The sequence below is a fragment of the Collinsella sp. BG-O-102 genome, assembly GCF_023656745.1.
In the GTDB taxonomy this organism is placed as follows: domain Bacteria; phylum Actinomycetota; class Coriobacteriia; order Coriobacteriales; family Coriobacteriaceae; genus Collinsella.
The window spans coordinates 107,125-124,983 of record NZ_JAMOKO010000006.1 but is presented as its reverse complement, the minus strand read 5'-3'; the positions used below and the strand labels follow the sequence as shown (position 1 = coordinate 124,983).

Here is a 17,859-nt window from a genome sequence, read left to right as displayed (position 1 = left end):
AACTATTAATTGAGGCGAAGCCGCCGCAGGTCTTACGGTCTGTGGCGGCTTTTTGTTTGCATCGACGGGGTTCAATAATCGCCTCACAAGCTTGTCTCTTCCTCTCGCCGCCTGTATTCATACGTGCGCCGAAAGGTATGCATGGACAGCCGCCCGTGAGGGTAGGGTGGTGGCATAGGACATTTGGAGGGTGAGTCGGCTCGGCTGCCGACCATGCTGCTCCCGGGATGGCACCGACCGCGAACTCTCCCCGTTGGCGTCGCGCATTGCGCGCGGCCCTGCAAGGAGGTCATCATGGGTGCTCCCAAGACCGGTAACGTAAGGAACGTGGTGCTCGTAGGCCAAGGCGGGGTGGGCAAGACTTCACTCGCCGAAGCCATGCTCCACCTTTCCGGCAAGACCGCCCGCCTGGGCGGCCACGACGGCACCAAGCCTACGCTCGACTATGACCCTGAAGAGGTCAAGCGTTCATTCTCCATCTCGACGACCATTGCGCCAATCGACTGGAAGGGCGCGCGCATCAATGTGCTCGATGCCCCGTGCTACCCCGATTTTATCGGCGACGCCTTTGCCGCGATGAGCGTCTGCGAGACGGCTCTGTTTGTGGTCGACGCCGAGGCCGGCCCGCAGCCTACGACGGTTAAGCTCTGGTATGCCGCCGAGGACCTGCGCCTGGCGCGTGCGGTGTTCGTAAACCGCCTGTCGCGCTCCGAGGCCAGCTTTGCGACCACGATGGACCTGCTGCAGGAGCGCTTTGGCACGCGCCTGGGCGCCGTGACCCTTCCCTGGGGCGAGGGCGAGGACTTTGACGGCATCATCGACCTGGTGCGCATGAAGGCGCGCCATTGCAACGGCACCGAAGCCGTTGAGTCGGAGATTCCCGAGGAGTATCGTGCCCAGGCCGAGGAGGCCCATGACCATCTGTGCGAGTTGGTGGCCGAGGCCGACGATGAGCTGATGATGAAGTACCTGGAAGGCGAGGAGACACTGACGCAGGAGGAGCTTGAGGGCTTGCTGTCGAAGGCGATTGCCGAGCGCATCTTTGTGCCGGTCTTTGCGGGCGATTGCATTAAGGAGCAGGGCGTCAACTCGCTGATGGACGACATCGCGACGTACTTCCCGGCGCCGACCGACTACGGCGAGATGCCGCTTATCGACGGCGATTCGCTCAAGATTTCGAGCGACGATGACCGTCCGGTGGCGTTTGTGTTTAAGACCCTGGCCGATCCGCAGCAGGGTCGCATCAGCTTTATCAAGGTGCTGACGGGTACGCTTGAGCCGGGTCTTGAGCTGATCAACGCGCGTACCCGCAAGGGCGACCGTCTGGCTCACCTGTATGTGATGTGCGGCCGCGACATGACCGAGGTCGGTCACGCCTATGCCGGCGACATTATCGTGGCACCCAAGCTGGCGGCCGAGACGGGCGATACGCTCTCGATTACCGGCAAGGTCGAGGCTGCGGCGTTTAAGTTCCCCAACTCGCAGTACCGCATTGCCATCGAGGCCGAGAATCGCGGCGACGAAGAGAAGCTCTACACGTTTATCGAGAAGGCCTGCAAGGCCGATCCGACCATGAGCATCGACCGCGACGAGGAGACCGGCCAGACCATTATCTCCGCCGTTGGTGAGGCGCAGGTTTCGGTGCTGCTCAATCGTTTGGAGGATCGCACCAAGGTCGTAGCCAAGAGCGTGCCGATCCGCATTCCGTATCGCGAGACCATTCGCCGTACGGCAAGTGCCCAGGGCCGCCATAAGAAGCAGACCGGCGGCGCCGGTCAGTACGGCGACTGCTGGCTGCGCGTGGAGCCGCTCATTGGGCCCGACGGCACGAGTGATGGCTATGAGTTTGTGGACGAGGTCGTGGGCGGCCGCATTCCGCGCTCGCTGATCCCCGCCGTGGACAAGGGCGTCCAGGAGACCATGAAGGACGGCATCATTGCCGGCTATCCGCTCACGGGCATTCGCGTGGCTGTGTACGACGGCTCGTATCACAGCGTCGACTCCAACGAGATGGCGTTCCGCGCGGCGGCTCGCATCGGCCTGCGCAAGGCATGTGCCGATGCCGACCCGGTGGTGCTGGAGCCCATCGAGGAAATCACGGTGACTATTCCCGAGAGCTACGCCGGCGCCGTGATGGGCGACATCTCGGCCTCGCGCGGTCGCGTGACAGGCATGGAGACCGATGAGCGCGGAGACACCGTGGTTATCGCGCAGGCACCTCTCGCCGAGCTGACGGATTACTCGACGCGCCTGCGCTCTATCACGCGCGGCACGGGTGACTTTACCATGAAGCCCGCCGGCTACGAGCAGGTGCCCTATGACGTTCAGGCCAAGCTGGTCGAGCGCTATGAGGAGGGTCGCGCCAAGTAGCGTGTGATTTTGCCTGCAATGTAGGTGCTGACGAAAAGGCCGCCCTGGGTAACCGGGGCGGCCCTTTTTGATCCCCGGTGGGTTGCAAATCGGTTCTTGTCGTGGCTTGGGGCTAGTTCCCCGAGGCCTGGTTGCGGCCGGTGGCGTAGTCGATCTGCACGTGCGGCTGCAGGTTGTAGCAGTACACGTGGAAGCAGAGGGTCTTGCCGTGGTCCTCGACCGATTGCGCCTCAAGGCGCGCGCCGCGGCAGACAAGTTCCTCTTCGTTATACATGGGCGTGACGCGGTAGAGCACATGGTTGCCCGTGTCGCGGATGTAGCCGAGAATCTGCTCCTCAAACGGCAGCATGCCCGTTTCGTTGAGATAGCGCGTGCCGGTGAGGAGATTTTTGCGGTTGGCGTTTTCGCCGCAGAGCGACCAGGCGATAAGGTGGCAGCGGTTGTAGAGGCTCTGGCCCGGAATAAAGTCGTAGCGCTGCTGGTGCCAACCGGCAGGATGGATGCGCGAGATATCGCCGCGCTCGCCTTGACCGAGTGATTCGGGGCCCACGCAGGCGAGTGCTTTGCGGGTGCGGCCCAGGCTGTCGAGCTTGGAGAACTTCTTAAAGCAGCCCTCTTCGGTGGCGCGCTCGTATTCATCGAGCGTGAATGACGGTGTGCCGAGCGGGTGCGTGCTGTCGGCGCGAAGGGCAACGTAGGGGTTGCCGGCGTAGTCGGGAATGCTGCTGAGATAAACACCGCGGGCGCGGTTGAGGTCGGGGTTTTCAACCTCGTCGATGGGGGTGGCGGCGCTGTCCTCGGCAACGTTGCCGTTGGTGTTGGTCGTGGCGGATTCGGAGCCATCGCCGGAGTCCTCGGAGCTCGTTGTTCCCGATTCGAGCCGGGCGACCAAGTCCGCTTCGTCGTCGGTGCGGTTGGGGCTCTCGCTTTGCTTCTCGGCCAGAGCCGCCGCCTGCTCATCGCTTTGCGGCGACAACAGCTTGGGCGCTCCGTCGATCGATCCCGTAAACAGCGCAAACCCCAGCACCACGGCGGTGCCGATGGAAAGTACTTGCTTGTAAGCGGACTTGCGCGACATTGAGGCTCCTGGATGGACGGTTGGGAATCTACCAGTCTAGCAGGAGCCGGCAAGGGCCGTTCTGTCGAACAAATACTTAAGATTTGAGACAAACGCTACTGATTCATTTGTCCCGCGGTCTAGATCGAGGTGGAGTCGAGCCAGTTGAGCTTGCACTCGAGAATGCGCTGCTCGCCGGGTTCGCTGCTTCCGTCAAGTAGGGCGAGCAGCATCTCGGCTGCTTCGCGACCTTCTTGGTCGACGGGCTCGATGATGGTGGAGACGGTCGGTGTGGTGAGATTAGTCCAGTCTTCGCAGTTGAGTCCCAAAAGGCCGATTTGCTGCGGAAGCAGATGGGCCATTGGCTGGAGGGCCTTGTAGACACGGGGAAGTGCCCACTGATTTTGCACGAAGATAAGGGTTCGCTTGGCGGGATTGAACTTGAATTTAAAGTATTCAGTGAGCTCGTTGATTGACGGCTTGTTGTGATCGATGGGAATCGCTTTGTAGAGCTGCCCGTTCGCTGCCAGCGCCTCGGCATACCCCTGAAAACGCTCCATGCGGGTGCGCATTTCGGTCATGTTGGCGGCAATGGAAAAGAAATCTTCGTAGCCGGCGTCGAGGAGTGCCTGTGTGGCGTTGTACACGCCGTCGTAAAGGTTGGTTTTGATCCAGCTGGTACCTGGGCTATAGATGGCCGCATCGAAAAAGACGACCGGCTTGCCGGCGCGTCTAATGCGGTCATGCACGGCTTTGAAGTTTGCCGTGGGCTGGATGATAAAGCCATCGACGCCCAGCGAGAGCATCTTGTCGACGTACATGAGCTCGGTCTCGGGGTTAAAGTTGCTCGTGCAAACGACCGTCTGGTAGCCCGCGGGGAGCATGACCTGCTCCATGCCATTGAGAACGAGCCCCGCCCATTTGTTGGTGTTATCCAAAATGATGATGGCAATGACGTGGGTTTGCTTGCCGGTGAGCGTCTGCGCTTGGGCGTTGGGAACGTATCCGAGTTCCTTAATGACGCGCGCGATTTTGTTCTGCGTCTTCTCGCTAAGCTTTTCTCGTTTGTCGTTGAGGTAATACGAGACGCTTGCCGTCGAGGTTCCCGCCTCTCGAGCGACGTCTGCGATCGTAACGCGCTGTTTTGCCACAGCGACTCCTTCCGACAGATGAGCATTTTCCAACATGATGACTTTGAGTCTTGGTGAAGGATACGCTTCGGTGAGCGGCTTTTTCCTTTCATATGAGTATGCAACAAATGCGGCATACGGGTGGGGTCGAAATTTGTGACCGGCATGCGCATCTGCCGTCTACCGAGAAAATCAAATACTTCTTGACTTTTGAAATCGAGGGCAAAATCGCAGGATTCATTTTTGGTTAAACGCATAACTAAATCGCATAACCAACGCTCTGACCTGCGCGTTTACCGAAATAAGCTGGCATTAAGAAAAACGAGCACCTATATTGTTCTTGTCGAAAAGACAGCAAGTCCAAACGGCAGGGGATGCTCCGGAGGCCTCCGCAAACGGTGTCTTGCGCACGCAACTCTATGAAAAGAGGGAAGCAATGAAGATCGTAGGCGTTGCCGCCTGTACTGTGGGTATCGCCCACACGTATATGGCCCAGAAGGCGATTCAGGATGAATGCGCCGCCCGTGGCATCGAGTGCAAGGTCGAGGCTCAGGGTGGCCTGGGTATCGAGAATGAGCTCACGCAGGAAGACGTGGACTCCGCCGACCTGGTCCTGGAGTCCGTCGACGTGGGTGTCGAGAACGAGGACCGTTTTGAGCAGAAGATGGCCGAGGGCAAGTTCCTGAAGGTCGGCACCTCTGATGTAATCGCCGATCCGGTAAAGATCATCGACCAGGCCATTGAGATCATCAAGGCGACGGGTGGCGCCGTTGACGCGCCCAAGGCCGAGGCCAAGGCAGAGAAGAAGGCCGTCTCCGCTGCCCCGCAGGCCCCGACACCGGCGTCCAAGCAGTCTATCTTTGCCGATCCTGGCAAGACGCTGCTCAATGCATTCAATACCGGCGTTTCCTATTTTATCCCCATCGTCGTTATCGGCGGCGTGTTTCTTGCCTTCTCGCTGGCATCCGGTACCGCCGGCGCCAACGGCATGGAGGTTACGAACCCGCTGATGGTGAGCCTTAACACCATCGGCATGGCCGGCATCTCCATGATGATCCCGGTGCTTGCGGCATACATCTCCTACTCGATGGCCGGCAAGCCCGCGCTCGCCCCCGGTTTTGTCCTGGGCTACCTGGTCAATAACGCAGTCGTTACCCCTAACGGCAACAGCGTTTCGACCGGCTTCTTGGGCGCCATGATCATGGCGGTCATCTGCGGCTACTTTGTCCGCTGGATGAAGACCTGGAAGGTCAACAACACCATCCAGACCATCATGCCCATCCTGATCATCCCGATTCTGACCTCGCTTGTCCTGGGCATGGCCTATATCTACATCCTGGCCACGCCGCTTGGCTTTGTGATGGACTGGCTCACCGGCGTGCTCGGCAGCCTGCAGGGCGGTTCCGCAGTTGTCCTGGGTCTGGTCATTGGCGTTATGACCGCCTTCGATATGGGTGGCCCCATCAACAAGACCGCCTCGACCTTCACCATGGCCATCATGGCCTCCGGTATCTACGGTCCTAACGGTATGTTCCGCGTCGCCGTCGCCGTTCCCCCGATCGCCTGTGGCCTCGCTGCGCTCATCGCCAAGAACAAGTTCGATGACGCTGACCGCCAGATGGGCATCTCCGCGCTGTTCATGGGCTGCATCGGTATTACCGAGGGCGCTATCCCCTTCGCGGTCAAGGACCTCGGTCACACCCTGCCCGGCATTTGCATCGGCTCTGCCGTGGGTGCGGCACTTGCCGCCTTCCAGGGCATCGACTGCTACGTCCCGCACGGTGGCTTTATCGTCGCCCTTGCCACCAACAACGTCGCGCTGTTCTGCCTGGACATCGTGATTGGCGCCGTGGTCGCCGCTGCAATCCTGATTGCCATGAAGCCCACGCTCGATAAGCAGGCCAAGTAAACCTTTAAGGACTCCGGTTGTGCGGAGGGATGGATTTGACTCCGCACAACCGCCCCTACACAACAAAATCCATCCGTACTGATAGGGCCCACATCTGGGTCCCAGGGAACTTTTGTCAAAAATCCTCTGGAGAAGGAGAACAAAATGTCCAACCTCACCATCCGTCAGGCCGTTCAGGGCATGCTCAAGCTGCAGGATAGCGGCGATCACGCAACCATGGTCGGCATTGGCCCCATGAGCCCCAACCTGATTCAGGCCGTGTTCGAGCTTGCCAAGGACGAGGATTTCCCGCCCATGTTTATCGCCAGCCGCAACCAGGTCGATATGGACGAGATGGGCGCCGGCTACGTCAACGGTTGGGACCAGACGCGCTTTGCCGCCGACATCAAGAAGGTTGCCGACGAGGTGGGTTACACCGGTCCGTACTACCTGTGCCGCGATCACGGCGGTCCGTGGCAGCGCGACGAGGAGCGTAACGCCCACCTGCCCGAGGACGAGGCCATGGAGCTCGCCCGCAAGTCCTTCGTCGCCGACATGGAGGCGGGCTTTGACCTGCTGATGGTCGACCCCACCAAGGACCCCTATCAGATCGGCAAGGTTATTCCGCTCGACGTGGTGCTTCGCCGCACGATCGATCTTATCGACTACCTTGAGCAGTACCGTCGCGAGCATAACCTGCCCGAGGTCGCCTATGAGGTCGGTACCGAGGAGACCAATGGCGGCTTGACCTCTACCGATAAGTACGAGGAGTTCATTTCTCAGCTGCAGCCCGAGCTCGAGAAGCGCGGCTGCCCCATGCCCACCTTTATCGTCGGCCAGACCGGCACCCTTACCCGCTGGACGGAGCAGGTCGGTCACTACAACTTCAAGAACGCCCGCGAGCTTGCCGATATGGCCAAGCGCTATGGCGTGGGCCTGAAGGAGCACAACGCCGACTATCTGGACGACGCGACGCTGCTCGAGCACATCCCGGCACACGTGACCGCCTCCAACGTCGCTCCGCAGTATGGCACCGAGGAGACCCGCGCCTACCTCAAGCTCTGCGCCACCGAGCAGATCCTGGTCGACAACGGTCTGTGCGATGACCCCTCCGACCTGTATCACACGCTGCTGGTCAAGGCTATCAAGACCGAGCGCTGGCGCAAGTGGATGACTGGCGACGACGTCAACCTGCAGGTCGATGACATCCTTGCCGACGATGAGCTCAGCCTGAAGATCCTGGATGTCTCCGGCCACTATGCGTTCAACGATCCCGAGGTCAAGGAGCAGGTCGAGAAGCTCTATCGCAACCTCGCTGCCCAGGACATCGACGGCAAGCGCTTTGTGATCGAGCACATCAAGCGCCCGATCAAGCAGTACGTCGTCGGTCTTAACCTCAAGGGCGTCACGAGCCGCATCGAGAAGGCTCTCGAGGACTAAGTAGCTTTTCCTACACGACGCCGGGCCTGGGGCATGTCCCAGCCGCAGGCCCGGCACATAGGACAAAGGGACATCCCCTTTGTCCTATTTTTTGAGTTTTGGATTCCTTCGAAGGAGTTTGCACCATGAAGTTCTTTATCGATACTGCCAATCTGGACGAGATCGCCGAGGCCAAGAGCTGGGGCTGCCTGGCCGGTGTTACCACCAACCCGTCCCTGTACGCCAAGACCGGCGGCAAGCTTGCCGACTTTGAGCCGCATATGCTCAAGATTGCCGAGCTCTGCGAGGGCCTGCCCGTTTCCGCCGAGTCTACCGCTACCACTGCCGAGGGTATGATCGAGGAGGGCAAGCGCCTTGCCGCCCTCGCCCCCAACATCGTGGTCAAGCTTCCCGTGTGCGAGGCCGGCCTTGCCGCCTGCCGTGCACTGGCCGATGCTGGCGTGCGCGTCAACATGACGCTCGTCTTCTCGCCGACGCAGGCCCTTATGGCCGCCAATGCCGGTGCTCGCTACATCAGCCCGTTTGTCGGTCGTTTCGATGACATCGCCGAGGACGGTATCTCGCAGCTCGACAACGTCGTGACCTGCATTAAGAACTACGACTGGACGGGCAAGAACGTCGACGACACCGTCGAGATCATCACCGCCTCGGTTCGTACGCCCAACCACGTGACCCAGGCCGCGCTACTCGGTGCCGATATTGCGACCGTGCCCATGGCCGCTCTCAAGAAGTGCCTGCATCATCCGCTGACCGACCAGGGCCTCGCCTCTTTTGAGGCTGACTGGCAGAAGGTCGTCGCTCAGGCTTAACGAGTGGATTGCCCCGGCATCGCGTCATCCGGTGCCGGGGTTGTTCTCAAGAGAGGAATTCGTATGACCAACCAGGAGCTGGCGAAGGTCGCCAATGAGGTCAGGAAGGGTGTCGTGACTGCGGTTCACGCGGCCAAGTCGGGACACCCGGGTGGATCGCTCGGTGCTGCCGACATCATGACGTATCTGTACTTTGAGGAAATGAATATCGATCCTGCCGACCCTCACAAGGCCGATCGCGATCGCTTTGTGCTCTCCAAGGGTCACGCGGCGCCGGGCCTGTATTCGGTGTTGGCAAATCGCGGCTATTTTCCCGTCGAAGAGCTCGAGACGCTCCGTCATATTGGCAGCCGACTGCAGGGCCATCCCAACATGAACGACGCCCCTGGCATCGATATGTCCACCGGATCGCTCGGTCAGGGCATCTCTGCTGCAGTTGGAATGGCGCTTGCCGCTAAGCACTGGGGCGACGGCTGCCGTGTCTACACGTTGCTGGGCGACGGTGAGTGCGAGGAAGGCCAGGTGTGGGAGGCGGCCATGTTCGCCGGCAACCATGCGCTCGACAATCTTGTTGCCGTCGTCGACCACAACGGCTTGCAGATTGACGGCACGATCGATGAAGTCAACTCGGCCATGCCGCTCGCTGACAAGTTCCGCGCCTTTAAGTGGCATGTGATCGAGCTCGCCGACGGTAACGACATGGCGCAGATTGCCGCCGCCTTTGCCGAGGCCCGCAAAGTGAGCGACTCGCCCGTGGCCATTATCGCCGAGACGGTGAAGGGCAAGGGCGTCTCCTTTATGGAAAACCAGGTGGGCTGGCACGGCAAGGCACCCAACGATGAACAGTTTGAGCAGGCCATGGCCGAGCTCGCAGCAGCAGGGGAGGAGCTCTAATGGCAGACGTCAAGAAAGTCGCCACGCGCGTTAGCTATGGCGAGGCACTTGTCGAGCTGGGCAATGAGCGCGATGACTTTGTGGTTCTCGATGCCGACCTGGCCGCCGCCACGCAGACCGGTAAGTTTAAGGCTGCGCACCCTGAGCGCTTCTACGACGCCGGCATTGCCGAGAGCAACCTGATGGGTCTTGCCGCCGGCATCGCGACCACGGGCCGCGTTGCTTTTGCGAGCACCTTTGCGATGTTTGCCGCCGGTCGCGCCTACGAGCAGGTCCGCAATTCCATCGGCTACCCGCACCTCAACGTCAAGATTGGCGCTACTCATGCCGGCATTTCGGTGGGCGAGGACGGCGCCACGCACCAGTGCTGCGAGGATATCGCACTCATGCGCACGATTCCGGGTATGACGGTGGTCGTTCCCGCCGACGACGTCGAGGCTCGTGCCTGTGTGCGCGCCGCCTATGAGTTTGAGGGCCCGGTTTACATGCGCTTCGGCCGCCTGGCAACACCGGTCATCAACGACTGCGAGGACTATGAGTTCAAGATTGGTCGCGGCGTGGTCGTGCGCGAGGGGTCCGATGTGACCATCATCGCTTGTGGCCTTATGGTCGCCGAGGCGCTTGAGGCTGCCGAGGCGCTCGCTGCCGATGGCATCGATGCCGAGGTCATCAACATGCATACGATCAAGCCGCTCGACGAACGTCTGGTTGTAGCCAGCGCCAAGAAGACCGGTCGCGTGGTCACTGCCGAGGAGCATTCGATTATCGGCGGTCTTGGCGAGGCCGTTGCCTCGGTGCTAGCGGAGCAGTATCCGGTGCCGATGCGTCGCGTCGGCGTGCGCGATGTGTATGGCGAGTCCGGCCCTGCGGTCGATTTGCTGCACAAGTACGGTTTGGACGCCGACGGCATCGAAGCTGCGGTCAGGTCTGTGTTGTAAGGAAGGTTTCCATGGGATTTGTATCTGCCAACCAAGTGACGATAGGGTATACCGCCGCCTCGCGCGAGGATGCCCTGCATTATTTGTCCGATCAGGCCGTCGAGCTCGGCTTTGCTGACGACGCATCTGCCGTAGAGACTGCCTTCATGGCTCGCGAGAACGAGGCCGAGACTGGCCTTGTCGCCGGTTTTGCCGTTCCACATGCCAAAAGCGATGCTATCCACACGCCGGGCGTTGCCGTGCTTAAGCTGGTCGAGCCCGTTGAATGGCCGAGCTTCGATGGTGTGCCCGTCGATGTTGCGCTCGCGCTGTACGTGCCTGCCGGCGAGGCAGGAACCACGCACCTGCGCTTGCTCTCCAAGGCTGCCGTGATGCTGATGGACACCGGCTTCCGTGACAAGGTGCGCGCGAGCACCGATCCCGTTGAGATTGCGGAGCTCATCAATAGCGGACTCGAAGACTAGAACGGTCATCCCGTTCAATCAATTGATCCTTCTCCAAGGAAAAGGGCCGCGACGCCGTATGGGTGTCACGGCCCTATTTGCGTTTCCCCAGATAAAACCTGCCAAAATAAACCTGTCCCTTTTTGGCAGGTTAATCGGGGACTATTTCACCGCAACTTAGGGCACGGTTAGGAAGTGTGCACCTTAAAGAGTGGAGCCCATGATTAGAGAGGTCGCGCTCATCTCGCTAAATGTCTCTCTAAAGAGAAGGTTGGTTAGAGAGATAGCATTAGGCAATCTAGCAGCGAATTCGATACATCTCTCTTAATGTCTCTCTAAAACAAGGCGCTCATCTCTCTAAAGTTAGAGAGATGAGCGCCTTGTTTTAGAGAGACGGAATGCCAAAATTCGTCCGTCAGCTACCATCTGCCAAAAATGACGGATAAAGGGCTCATCGAAGTAATGGGTTCATCGACGAGCCGCAACCGCCGCTATCGGAAGAAGTAGATGCAGCCGAATTGCCCCTCTATCGTCTCTCGAAGTTTGATGGGTGCTAGGGGAGCGACTGCCTCGCGATATTTCCCCAGATAAAACCTGCCAAAATAAACCTGTTCCTTTTTGGCAGGTCAGTTAACGCAGTGCAGGTTGAGCATATGCGAGCGAGCGGGCTCCGGGTGCGGTAAGGTGACGTGAAACAAGCGGGCGCTGACCTTTTGGTCGCGCCCGTGAAGTTGAGCGTCAGATTGCCGTGCCCGGGGCCTGCGCAGCGCCGAGCGGTTACGCCGTTTGTAAAACGGCGTAACTTAAAGATTCATGTTGCCGTGAATGTAGGGGGTGACCTCGGGGGAGATATGGTCGCAGCCCAGTTCGCGCAGCGCGGACTTGATAACGGCGGGCAGCGGGGTCTTGCCCTTGTCGTCGACGGCGGCACCGCCGAGGGTGGCAATCTTGGCGACATCTGCGGGTGCGGCCTCGATATGCATGCAGCCGCCGACCAGGCGCGCGCGTACCTGTGCCAGATCAAGATCGTGCAGGTAATCCTCGCAGGCGCGAATCAGGGAGACCTTCTCGCGCGTAAGCTCCTCGCCCGTGGGGACGCGCGTGGCAAGACATGCTCCCGCCGGCAGGTTCCAAACGGGATAACCCCATGCGCGCAGCAGCTCGCGCTCTTCGTCCTTGGTAAAGCCGACCTCCATAAGGGGTGAGCGTACGCCGAGCTCTTCTGCCGCACGCATGCCGGGGCGGTAGTCACCGCGATCGCTTGCATTGCTGCCATCGATGACGGTGGGAAAGCCGAGCGACTTGGCGTGGTTGACGATGGCGGTAAAGCCAGCGTGCTTGCAGTGGTAGCAGCGATTGGCATCGTTGCAGGCTACTTGGGGGAGCTGCAACTGATCGACCGAAAGATTGAGCACGGGGAGCTTAAAATGCGCCCCTTCATTGGCTTGTCCATCAACGGACTGCTCAAACGAAGCCTGCTCGGGCGTGCCGATGAGCGGCGTGGTGAGATGGACGAGGAGGGTATTGGTAGGCATGATGCGGGCGCATACGGCGGCCAAAAAGCTGCTGTCAACGCCGCCGGAAAACCCGATAGCCACGCGCCCGTATGCCAAAAGCAGCTGTTCGAGCGCCGATAGCTTGTCTTGAAGCTCCTCTGCGGGTGCCGTGGTGTCTAAAATCATGAAACGTTCCTTATCGCTGAGTACTCGATCGAAAACTATAATCCTAATGCGTTACTTGCCATAAGACTTCTATCTGTGTAACGAAAGTGCAATATGGTATATACGTTATATACAAGTTGCCAAATGCGGTAGAGTTGCAGCAACGCGACAGCGAGAGTCGATGGGGGACCGATATGATCAAGGCTGTTATTTTTGACATGGATGGAACGCTGGTCGATACCGAGCGTTTGGGGATTAAGGCCTGGAAGGCAGGCGCCGCTGAGCTGGGGCTCGCGATTGATGAAGCGCTGATCCATCAGTTTATCGGCCGCACGCTGCCCGATGTCATGGACATCCTTGATGAGCATTACGGCAGCCACGAAACCACCGAGGCGGTCTATGTCCGCCACAAGGAGATTCGCGACGAGATGGTCAAGACCGAACTGGAACTTAAGGCCGGCGCCGCCGAGTGCCTAGACGAGCTGCTGGCTGCGGGCTATCACGTTGGTCTAGCGACGTCGTCGCGCCTCGTTACGGCCGAGCGCAACCTTAAGATGGTTGGCCTCTTTGACAAGTTTGAAACGGTAACGTGTGGCGAGGACGTCGTGCACGGCAAGCCCGACCCCGAGATGTATCTGCTCGCCTGCGAGCGCGCGGGCTTTGCTCCCGAGGAATGTGCCGTGGTCGAGGATTCGCGCAACGGCTGCGTCTCGGGCATTACGGCCGGCTGCCATGTCTTTGCCGTCCCCGATATCGTGCCGCTGCCGCAGGACGTGGTGGATGGCTGCGAGGCCGTGCTCGATACGCTGTTCGATCTGGCGGCGGCGGTCAAAGCCGTGCGCTAGACAATTGCGGCGTTGAAACGAGCAATTGCTTACGTTTGCGCTTAAACAAAAGGGGTCCGGCAATGGTCGGGCCTCTTTTGCTTGAGCGGCGACTTAGCATACTTGCGGGCGTGCTATAGATACGCGCCGAGGTTGATGGCCGTGGCGTCGGTCTGGCTGCTTGCCCGGGTGCTGGCGCGTTCCAGCAGGAACGGACGTACCAGTTCTTGGCGGTTGATATCCTCGGCGGCGACTGCGGTGACGGTACGCGCTGCGGAGCCGACACGGATATGCTTGATCTTTGCCGGGGCCTTGTTCTCGATTTGCTCCATCAGCAGTTGGACACCCTTGCGGCCAATCTCGTAGCCCGGGGGCGCTACCGTAGTGAGCGGGACCGATCCGCTCCAAGCGAGCGGGTTGCCGTCGCATCCGGCCACGCGTACTTGCCCGGGGACAGAGATGCCCTTGTCGACCAGTGCCGAAACGACGCCCGAGGCCAACACATCGGTCAGGCCGACGACAAAATCGGGACGTTCGTCCGCGGGGCGCTCGGCGATTTGGTTGCCGATACCATAGCCGTCGGCCGCCGTGTTCCACTCGCCGGCGTCAATGACTTCGATCTTGATATCGGGGTGCAGGGCGAGCGCCTTATGAATGCCAAGGACGCGCAGGGTGAGTTGCATAAATACTGCTCGGCCGACGACGACAATATGGTGCGCGCCGCGGGCGATAGCAAGTTCGGCAATGATGCGACCCTGGGCCTCGTTGTCGGCCGCTACGTAGTAGCCGGGCTCGGAGCAATGGATGTCCAGATGGACGATCGGCACGGGCATCTTGGTCATGGCGGGGTGCCAGTCGGGGGATGCCATGGGCTGAACCATGACGCCGGACATCTGGGTGCCCATAAAGTAGCGCAGGTAATGGTCCTCGAGAATATCGTCGTTATCGGCGTTGGCGATGAGCAAGTCGTAGCCGTGCTTGCGGGCCTCGTTGTGGGCGCCGCTGGCGATTTGGAGCGAAAAGCCGTGATCGAGACGGGGGAGCACCAGGCCAAAGGACTTGGTGGCGCCGCCCGCGAGCTGACGAGCGCTTTGGTTGGGCAGGTAGCCAAGGCGACTGATGGTCTCGTTGATGAGCTTGAGGGTCTCGGGGCGCAGCTTTTCGGGATGGTTGAGCGCGTTGGAAACCGTGCCCAACGAAACCCCGGCTTCGCGCGCGACGTCGCTGATTTTAACCTTTGCCATAGCGGCCCCTTTGATGCGTTTCAAGTACAAGCCAGATTGTAGCATTCCAAACCTTCCAAAAAGGGACAGGTTTATTTTGGCAGGTTTTATCTGGGGAAACGCTGTTGCCAGCGCGACCACCACGAAGGGGGCAGGTACCTTTGTGGTGGTTTGGACCGGCTGGACGTGTGTGCATCGAGTGGTATCTAAGTTGAGATACCACTTCTGGTATATCAGCTTGCGTTTGCGTGAGTACAATACTCGAACGTTGTACGTCTCAGCGCCCTTTGTGCGTGGACGTCTTGCAGTCACGCGAACGAAGGGATTTATCTTATGTGCGGAATCGTCGGCTACACCGGCTCTGATATTGCAAAGAACATCCTGGTCACGGGCCTCAAGCGTATGGAGTATCGCGGCTATGACTCCTCGGGCGTCGCGCTCGAGGTGGGCGAGGACGCCGCGGTGCACCTCGACGTCATCCGCCGCGTGGGCAAGGTCGCGGGCTTGGAGAGCGAGCTTTCCAACATCGACAGCGACGCTACCTGCGGTATCGGCCACACCCGTTGGGCCACCCACGGCAAGCCCTCCGTCGTTAACGCTCACCCCCACACCAGCTGCGACGGTCGTATCGCCATCGTCCACAACGGCATCATCGAGAACTTCGCCGAGCTGCGCGAAGAGTTGGAGGGTCGAGGCCACCACTTTAAGAGCGAGACCGATACCGAGGTCTTCGCGCATCTGATCGAAGAGGCCTATGCCGAGACGCACGACCTGATGGCCTCCGTGCGCGAGGCCTGCACCCACGTGGTGGGCGCCTATGGTTTGGCCGCCGTTTCCGCCGATGAGCCTGGCGTGATCGCCGTGGCCCGCAAGGATTCCCCGATCGTAGTCGGCGTGGGCGAAACCGGCTCCTATGTTGCTTCCGATGTCATCGCGCTCATCGACGCAACCCGCGACGTCGTGGTGCTCGAGGACGGCCAGTTTGCCAAGCTCACGCCCGCAGGCGTCGAGTATACCGACGAGGCCGGCAATGTGATTGAGCCCAAGGTTACCCATATCGACTGGGATCTGGACATGGCCGAAAAGGGTGGCTACCCCGACTTTATGCTCAAGGAGATCCATGAGCAGCCGCGCGTCGTGCGCGATACCCTGGTGGGCCGCATGACCCCCGCCGGTGAGCTCGATATCGATGAACTGGGCCTTTCGCTCGAGGAGCTCAACGATATCGACCGCGTCTACGTGATCGCTTGCGGCACCAGCTACCATGCCGGTCTCATTGCCAAGAACCTTATCGAGGGCTGGGCTCGCATCCCTACCGAGGTTGAGGCGGCCAGCGAGTTCCGCTATCGCAATCCCATCATTACGCCGACGACGCTTGTCGTTGCCGTGTCCCAGTCGGGCGAGACGGCCGATACCCTTGCCGCCATTCGCGACGCGCGCATCAAGGGTGCCAAGGTCTTCGGCATCACCAACGTGGTGGGCAGCCCGGTGGCGCGTGAGAGCGACGGCGTCATCTACACCAAGGCCAACAAGGAGATCGCAGTTGCCTCGACCAAGAGCTTCATCGGTCAGGTCGTGAGCCTCACGCTTTTGGCTTTGCTGTTGGCGCAGGTCAAGTACCGCCTGACCACCAAGCAGGCGCGTATGCTGTTCCGCGAGCTTTCCGATACGGCCGAGCAGATCCAGTGGATTTTGGATACCCAAACCGAGGCCGTTCATGAGGCCGCCCTGCTGTGCAAGGACGCGCAGTCCGCACTGTTTGTGGGTCGCGGCATGGGTGCCGCTATTTCCTACGAGGGCGCGCTCAAGCTCAAAGAGGTCAGCTACCTGCACGCCGAGGCCTATGCCGCCGGTGAGATGAAGCACGGCCCCATTGCCCTGATCGACCTGGGCTTCCCTGTCATCGCTGTGGCCACCAAGAGTGCCACCTACGACAAGACCGTGTCGAACCTTATGGAGTGCAAGGCGCGCGGTGCCAAGGTCATCGTAGTTGCCACCGAGGGCGACGAGGAAATCAACAAGATCGCTGACTGCATTATTCGCGTGCCGGCCGTCCGCGACGTGTTCAGCCCCATCACGGCGAGCGTCCCGCTGCAGTTGCTTGCTCGTGAGGTAGCCATCCTGCGCGGTTGCGATGTTGACCAGCCCCGCAACCTCGCCAAGAGCGTCACGGTAGAGTAGTTGGTTCTGTCGTTCTAGCGACCAAGGCCCGGCTCCACATCAGGCGGAGCCGGGCTTTGTTGCATTTGCCCAGATAAAACCTGCCAAAATAAACCTGTCCCTATTTGGCAGGTTAGCGGAGCTTGCTGGTCTCGAAGTACTCGGGGAACTGGTCCAGGACCTCGGTCTGGTTGCGAAACATCATATGCAGGTGCTTGCTGACCAAAAAGCTCGCCTCGATAGGATCGCGACCGGCGATGGCGCGGCGGATTTGCTTGTGCTCGTTCACGATGTCCTGATTGTCGAGAACCTGCGTGGCGGCGCGCAACCAGCGGAAGCGCTCCAGGTCGGCATTGGTCTCTTCGAGCCACGACCACACGGTGCTGCGACATGCGATGCTAAAGATCATACGGTGCATGAGGTTGTCGCTTAAAAAGAATCCGATGCGATCCTCTTCGGTCATGGCCTTTTCCTGCAGCGCGATGGCCCGGTCGAGTTGCTCGATACCTGCCGAGGTGGCACGGGCGCAGCACTCCACAATCACCTGCTTTTCCAAGTGCTCACGAATGTAGCAGGCACTCTCGGCAAGGGTGAGGTTGATGGGCGAGACATAGGTACCGCTTTGGGGCACGGTGCGCACCAGGCCCTCTTGCGCCAGGCGCACCAGTGCTTCGCGCACAGGAGTGCGCCCCATATCCAGGTCGTCGCAAAGTTGCTTGACGCCCAGCTTTTCGCCCGGCTTGTAGTCCAGGTAGACGATTTTGCGTCGAATGGTGTGGTAGGACTGGTCCTGTAGGCTCGTTTCCTGCTCGCCGACGTGCATCGATTCTTCCATAGCGCCTCGCAACTGTTCTATCAAACTCATATGTCAGTTGTTAATTATGCCGCGAACCAGCTCTCCGCGGTGGGTAATTCGGCTGTTGCCCGAGAACTATTGCGGCATCTTAGTCTGTATTTGCGCAGGGCTGTGCTCAACATTGCCGTATCATAAGCCGTCGCAAACGTGAAATAGAAAGAAGGAA

The 17,859-nt window shown here is 59.9% G+C and carries 14 protein-coding genes; 9 read left to right on the top strand and 5 right to left on the bottom strand.

Annotated features, from left to right (window positions below; genetic code table 11):
• Nucleotides 1-294: 294 nt before the first annotated feature.
• A complete protein-coding gene (locus NBH09_RS04670; RefSeq protein ID WP_035138729.1) occupies nt 295-2,370 on the top strand; it encodes an elongation factor G in 2,076 nt (691 codons plus the stop codon).
• A 112-nt stretch (nt 2,371-2,482) separates the two neighbouring features.
• On the opposite strand, the gene NBH09_RS04665 is transcribed toward NBH09_RS04670, so the two are convergent.
• Both NBH09_RS04665 and NBH09_RS04660 read right to left on the bottom strand, forming a co-directional pair.
• Nucleotides 2,483-3,448: a DNA/RNA non-specific endonuclease gene (locus NBH09_RS04665; RefSeq protein ID WP_250787213.1), complete on the bottom strand. Its 966-nt coding sequence runs from the start codon at nt 3,446-3,448 to the stop codon at nt 2,483-2,485.
• Nucleotides 3,449-3,567: 119 nt separating this feature from the next.
• Nucleotides 3,568-4,578 carry a LacI family DNA-binding transcriptional regulator gene (locus tag NBH09_RS04660; RefSeq protein ID WP_040359542.1) on the bottom strand — a complete coding sequence of 337 codons (1,011 nt, stop codon included), beginning with the start codon at nt 4,576-4,578 and terminating at the stop codon, nt 3,568-3,570.
• A 415-nt stretch (nt 4,579-4,993) separates the two neighbouring features.
• Here NBH09_RS04660 and NBH09_RS04655 point away from each other — a divergent pair, with 415 nt between their 5' ends.
• The 6 genes from NBH09_RS04655 (at nt 4,994) to NBH09_RS04630 (ending at nt 10,990) form a co-directional block, all read left to right on the top strand.
• On the top strand, nt 4,994-6,466 hold the full coding sequence (locus NBH09_RS04655) for a PTS fructose transporter subunit IIC (RefSeq protein ID WP_006235614.1): 1,473 nt from the start codon (nt 4,994-4,996) through the stop codon (nt 6,464-6,466).
• A 144-nt stretch (nt 6,467-6,610) separates the two neighbouring features.
• On the top strand, nt 6,611-7,885 hold the full coding sequence (locus NBH09_RS04650; RefSeq protein ID WP_006235615.1) for a class II D-tagatose-bisphosphate aldolase non-catalytic subunit: 1,275 nt from the start codon (nt 6,611-6,613) through the stop codon (nt 7,883-7,885).
• A gap of 125 nt (nt 7,886-8,010) precedes the next feature.
• Nucleotides 8,011-8,694 carry a fructose-6-phosphate aldolase gene (gene fsa / locus NBH09_RS04645; protein ID WP_006235616.1) on the top strand — a complete coding sequence of 228 codons (684 nt, stop codon included), beginning with the start codon at nt 8,011-8,013 and terminating at the stop codon, nt 8,692-8,694.
• A 63-nt stretch (nt 8,695-8,757) separates the two neighbouring features.
• The gene (locus NBH09_RS04640; protein WP_250787212.1) at nt 8,758-9,588 is read left to right on the top strand and encodes a transketolase; all 831 of its coding nucleotides are present in this window, start codon (nt 8,758-8,760) and stop codon (nt 9,586-9,588) included.
• On the top strand, nt 9,588-10,526 hold the full coding sequence (locus NBH09_RS04635; protein WP_006235618.1) for a transketolase family protein: 939 nt from the start codon (nt 9,588-9,590) through the stop codon (nt 10,524-10,526). The genes NBH09_RS04640 and NBH09_RS04635 overlap by 1 nt, the downstream gene beginning before the upstream one ends.
• Before the next feature lie 11 nt (nt 10,527-10,537).
• A complete protein-coding gene (locus tag NBH09_RS04630) occupies nt 10,538-10,990 on the top strand; it encodes a PTS sugar transporter subunit IIA (RefSeq protein WP_250787211.1) in 453 nt (150 codons plus the stop codon).
• Nucleotides 10,991-11,772: 782 nt separating this feature from the next.
• Here the strand turns inward: NBH09_RS04630 and larE are convergent.
• On the bottom strand, nt 11,773-12,651 hold the full coding sequence (gene larE / locus NBH09_RS04625; RefSeq protein ID WP_138113575.1) for an ATP-dependent sacrificial sulfur transferase LarE: 879 nt from the start codon (nt 12,649-12,651) through the stop codon (nt 11,773-11,775).
• A gap of 173 nt (nt 12,652-12,824) precedes the next feature.
• On the opposite strand from larE, the gene NBH09_RS04620 reads away from it, so the two are divergent.
• Nucleotides 12,825-13,475 carry an HAD family hydrolase gene (locus NBH09_RS04620; protein WP_006235623.1) on the top strand — a complete coding sequence of 217 codons (651 nt, stop codon included), beginning with the start codon at nt 12,825-12,827 and terminating at the stop codon, nt 13,473-13,475.
• A gap of 113 nt (nt 13,476-13,588) precedes the next feature.
• Here the strand turns inward: NBH09_RS04620 and NBH09_RS04615 are convergent, their stop codons facing one another.
• Nucleotides 13,589-14,698: a LacI family DNA-binding transcriptional regulator gene (locus NBH09_RS04615; RefSeq protein WP_250787210.1), complete on the bottom strand. Its 1,110-nt coding sequence runs from the start codon at nt 14,696-14,698 to the stop codon at nt 13,589-13,591.
• 312 nt (nt 14,699-15,010) lie between these two features.
• Between NBH09_RS04615 and glmS the strand changes: the two genes are divergently transcribed.
• Nucleotides 15,011-16,858 carry a glutamine--fructose-6-phosphate transaminase (isomerizing) gene (glmS, locus tag NBH09_RS04610; RefSeq protein WP_250787209.1) on the top strand — a complete coding sequence of 616 codons (1,848 nt, stop codon included), beginning with the start codon at nt 15,011-15,013 and terminating at the stop codon, nt 16,856-16,858.
• Between the two features lie 112 nt (nt 16,859-16,970).
• Here the strand turns inward: glmS and NBH09_RS04605 are convergent, their stop codons facing one another.
• Nucleotides 16,971-17,672, bottom strand: a complete 702-nt coding sequence (locus NBH09_RS04605) for a GntR family transcriptional regulator (RefSeq protein WP_250787208.1) — start codon at nt 17,670-17,672, stop codon at nt 16,971-16,973.
• Nucleotides 17,673-17,859: the final 187 nt, after the last annotated feature.

Coding starts and splice junctions, on each gene's coding strand:
- NBH09_RS04670 (WP_035138729.1), top strand. CDS start 295: ATGGGTGCTCCCAAGACCGGTAACGTAAGGAACGTGGTGCTCGTAGGC.
- NBH09_RS04665 (WP_250787213.1), bottom strand. CDS start 3,448: ATGTCGCGCAAGTCCGCTTACAAGCAAGTACTTTCCATCGGCACCGCC.
- NBH09_RS04655 (WP_006235614.1), top strand. CDS start 4,994: ATGAAGATCGTAGGCGTTGCCGCCTGTACTGTGGGTATCGCCCACACG.
- NBH09_RS04650 (WP_006235615.1), top strand. CDS start 6,611: ATGTCCAACCTCACCATCCGTCAGGCCGTTCAGGGCATGCTCAAGCTG.
- fsa (WP_006235616.1), top strand. CDS start 8,011: ATGAAGTTCTTTATCGATACTGCCAATCTGGACGAGATCGCCGAGGCC.
- NBH09_RS04640 (WP_250787212.1), top strand. CDS start 8,758: ATGACCAACCAGGAGCTGGCGAAGGTCGCCAATGAGGTCAGGAAGGGT.
- NBH09_RS04635 (WP_006235618.1), top strand. CDS start 9,588: ATGGCAGACGTCAAGAAAGTCGCCACGCGCGTTAGCTATGGCGAGGCA.
- NBH09_RS04630 (WP_250787211.1), top strand. CDS start 10,538: ATGGGATTTGTATCTGCCAACCAAGTGACGATAGGGTATACCGCCGCC.
- larE (WP_138113575.1), bottom strand. CDS start 12,651: ATGATTTTAGACACCACGGCACCCGCAGAGGAGCTTCAAGACAAGCTA.
- NBH09_RS04620 (WP_006235623.1), top strand. CDS start 12,825: ATGATCAAGGCTGTTATTTTTGACATGGATGGAACGCTGGTCGATACC.
- NBH09_RS04615 (WP_250787210.1), bottom strand. CDS start 14,698: ATGGCAAAGGTTAAAATCAGCGACGTCGCGCGCGAAGCCGGGGTTTCG.
- glmS (WP_250787209.1), top strand. CDS start 15,011: ATGTGCGGAATCGTCGGCTACACCGGCTCTGATATTGCAAAGAACATC.
- NBH09_RS04605 (WP_250787208.1), bottom strand. CDS start 17,672: ATGGAAGAATCGATGCACGTCGGCGAGCAGGAAACGAGCCTACAGGAC.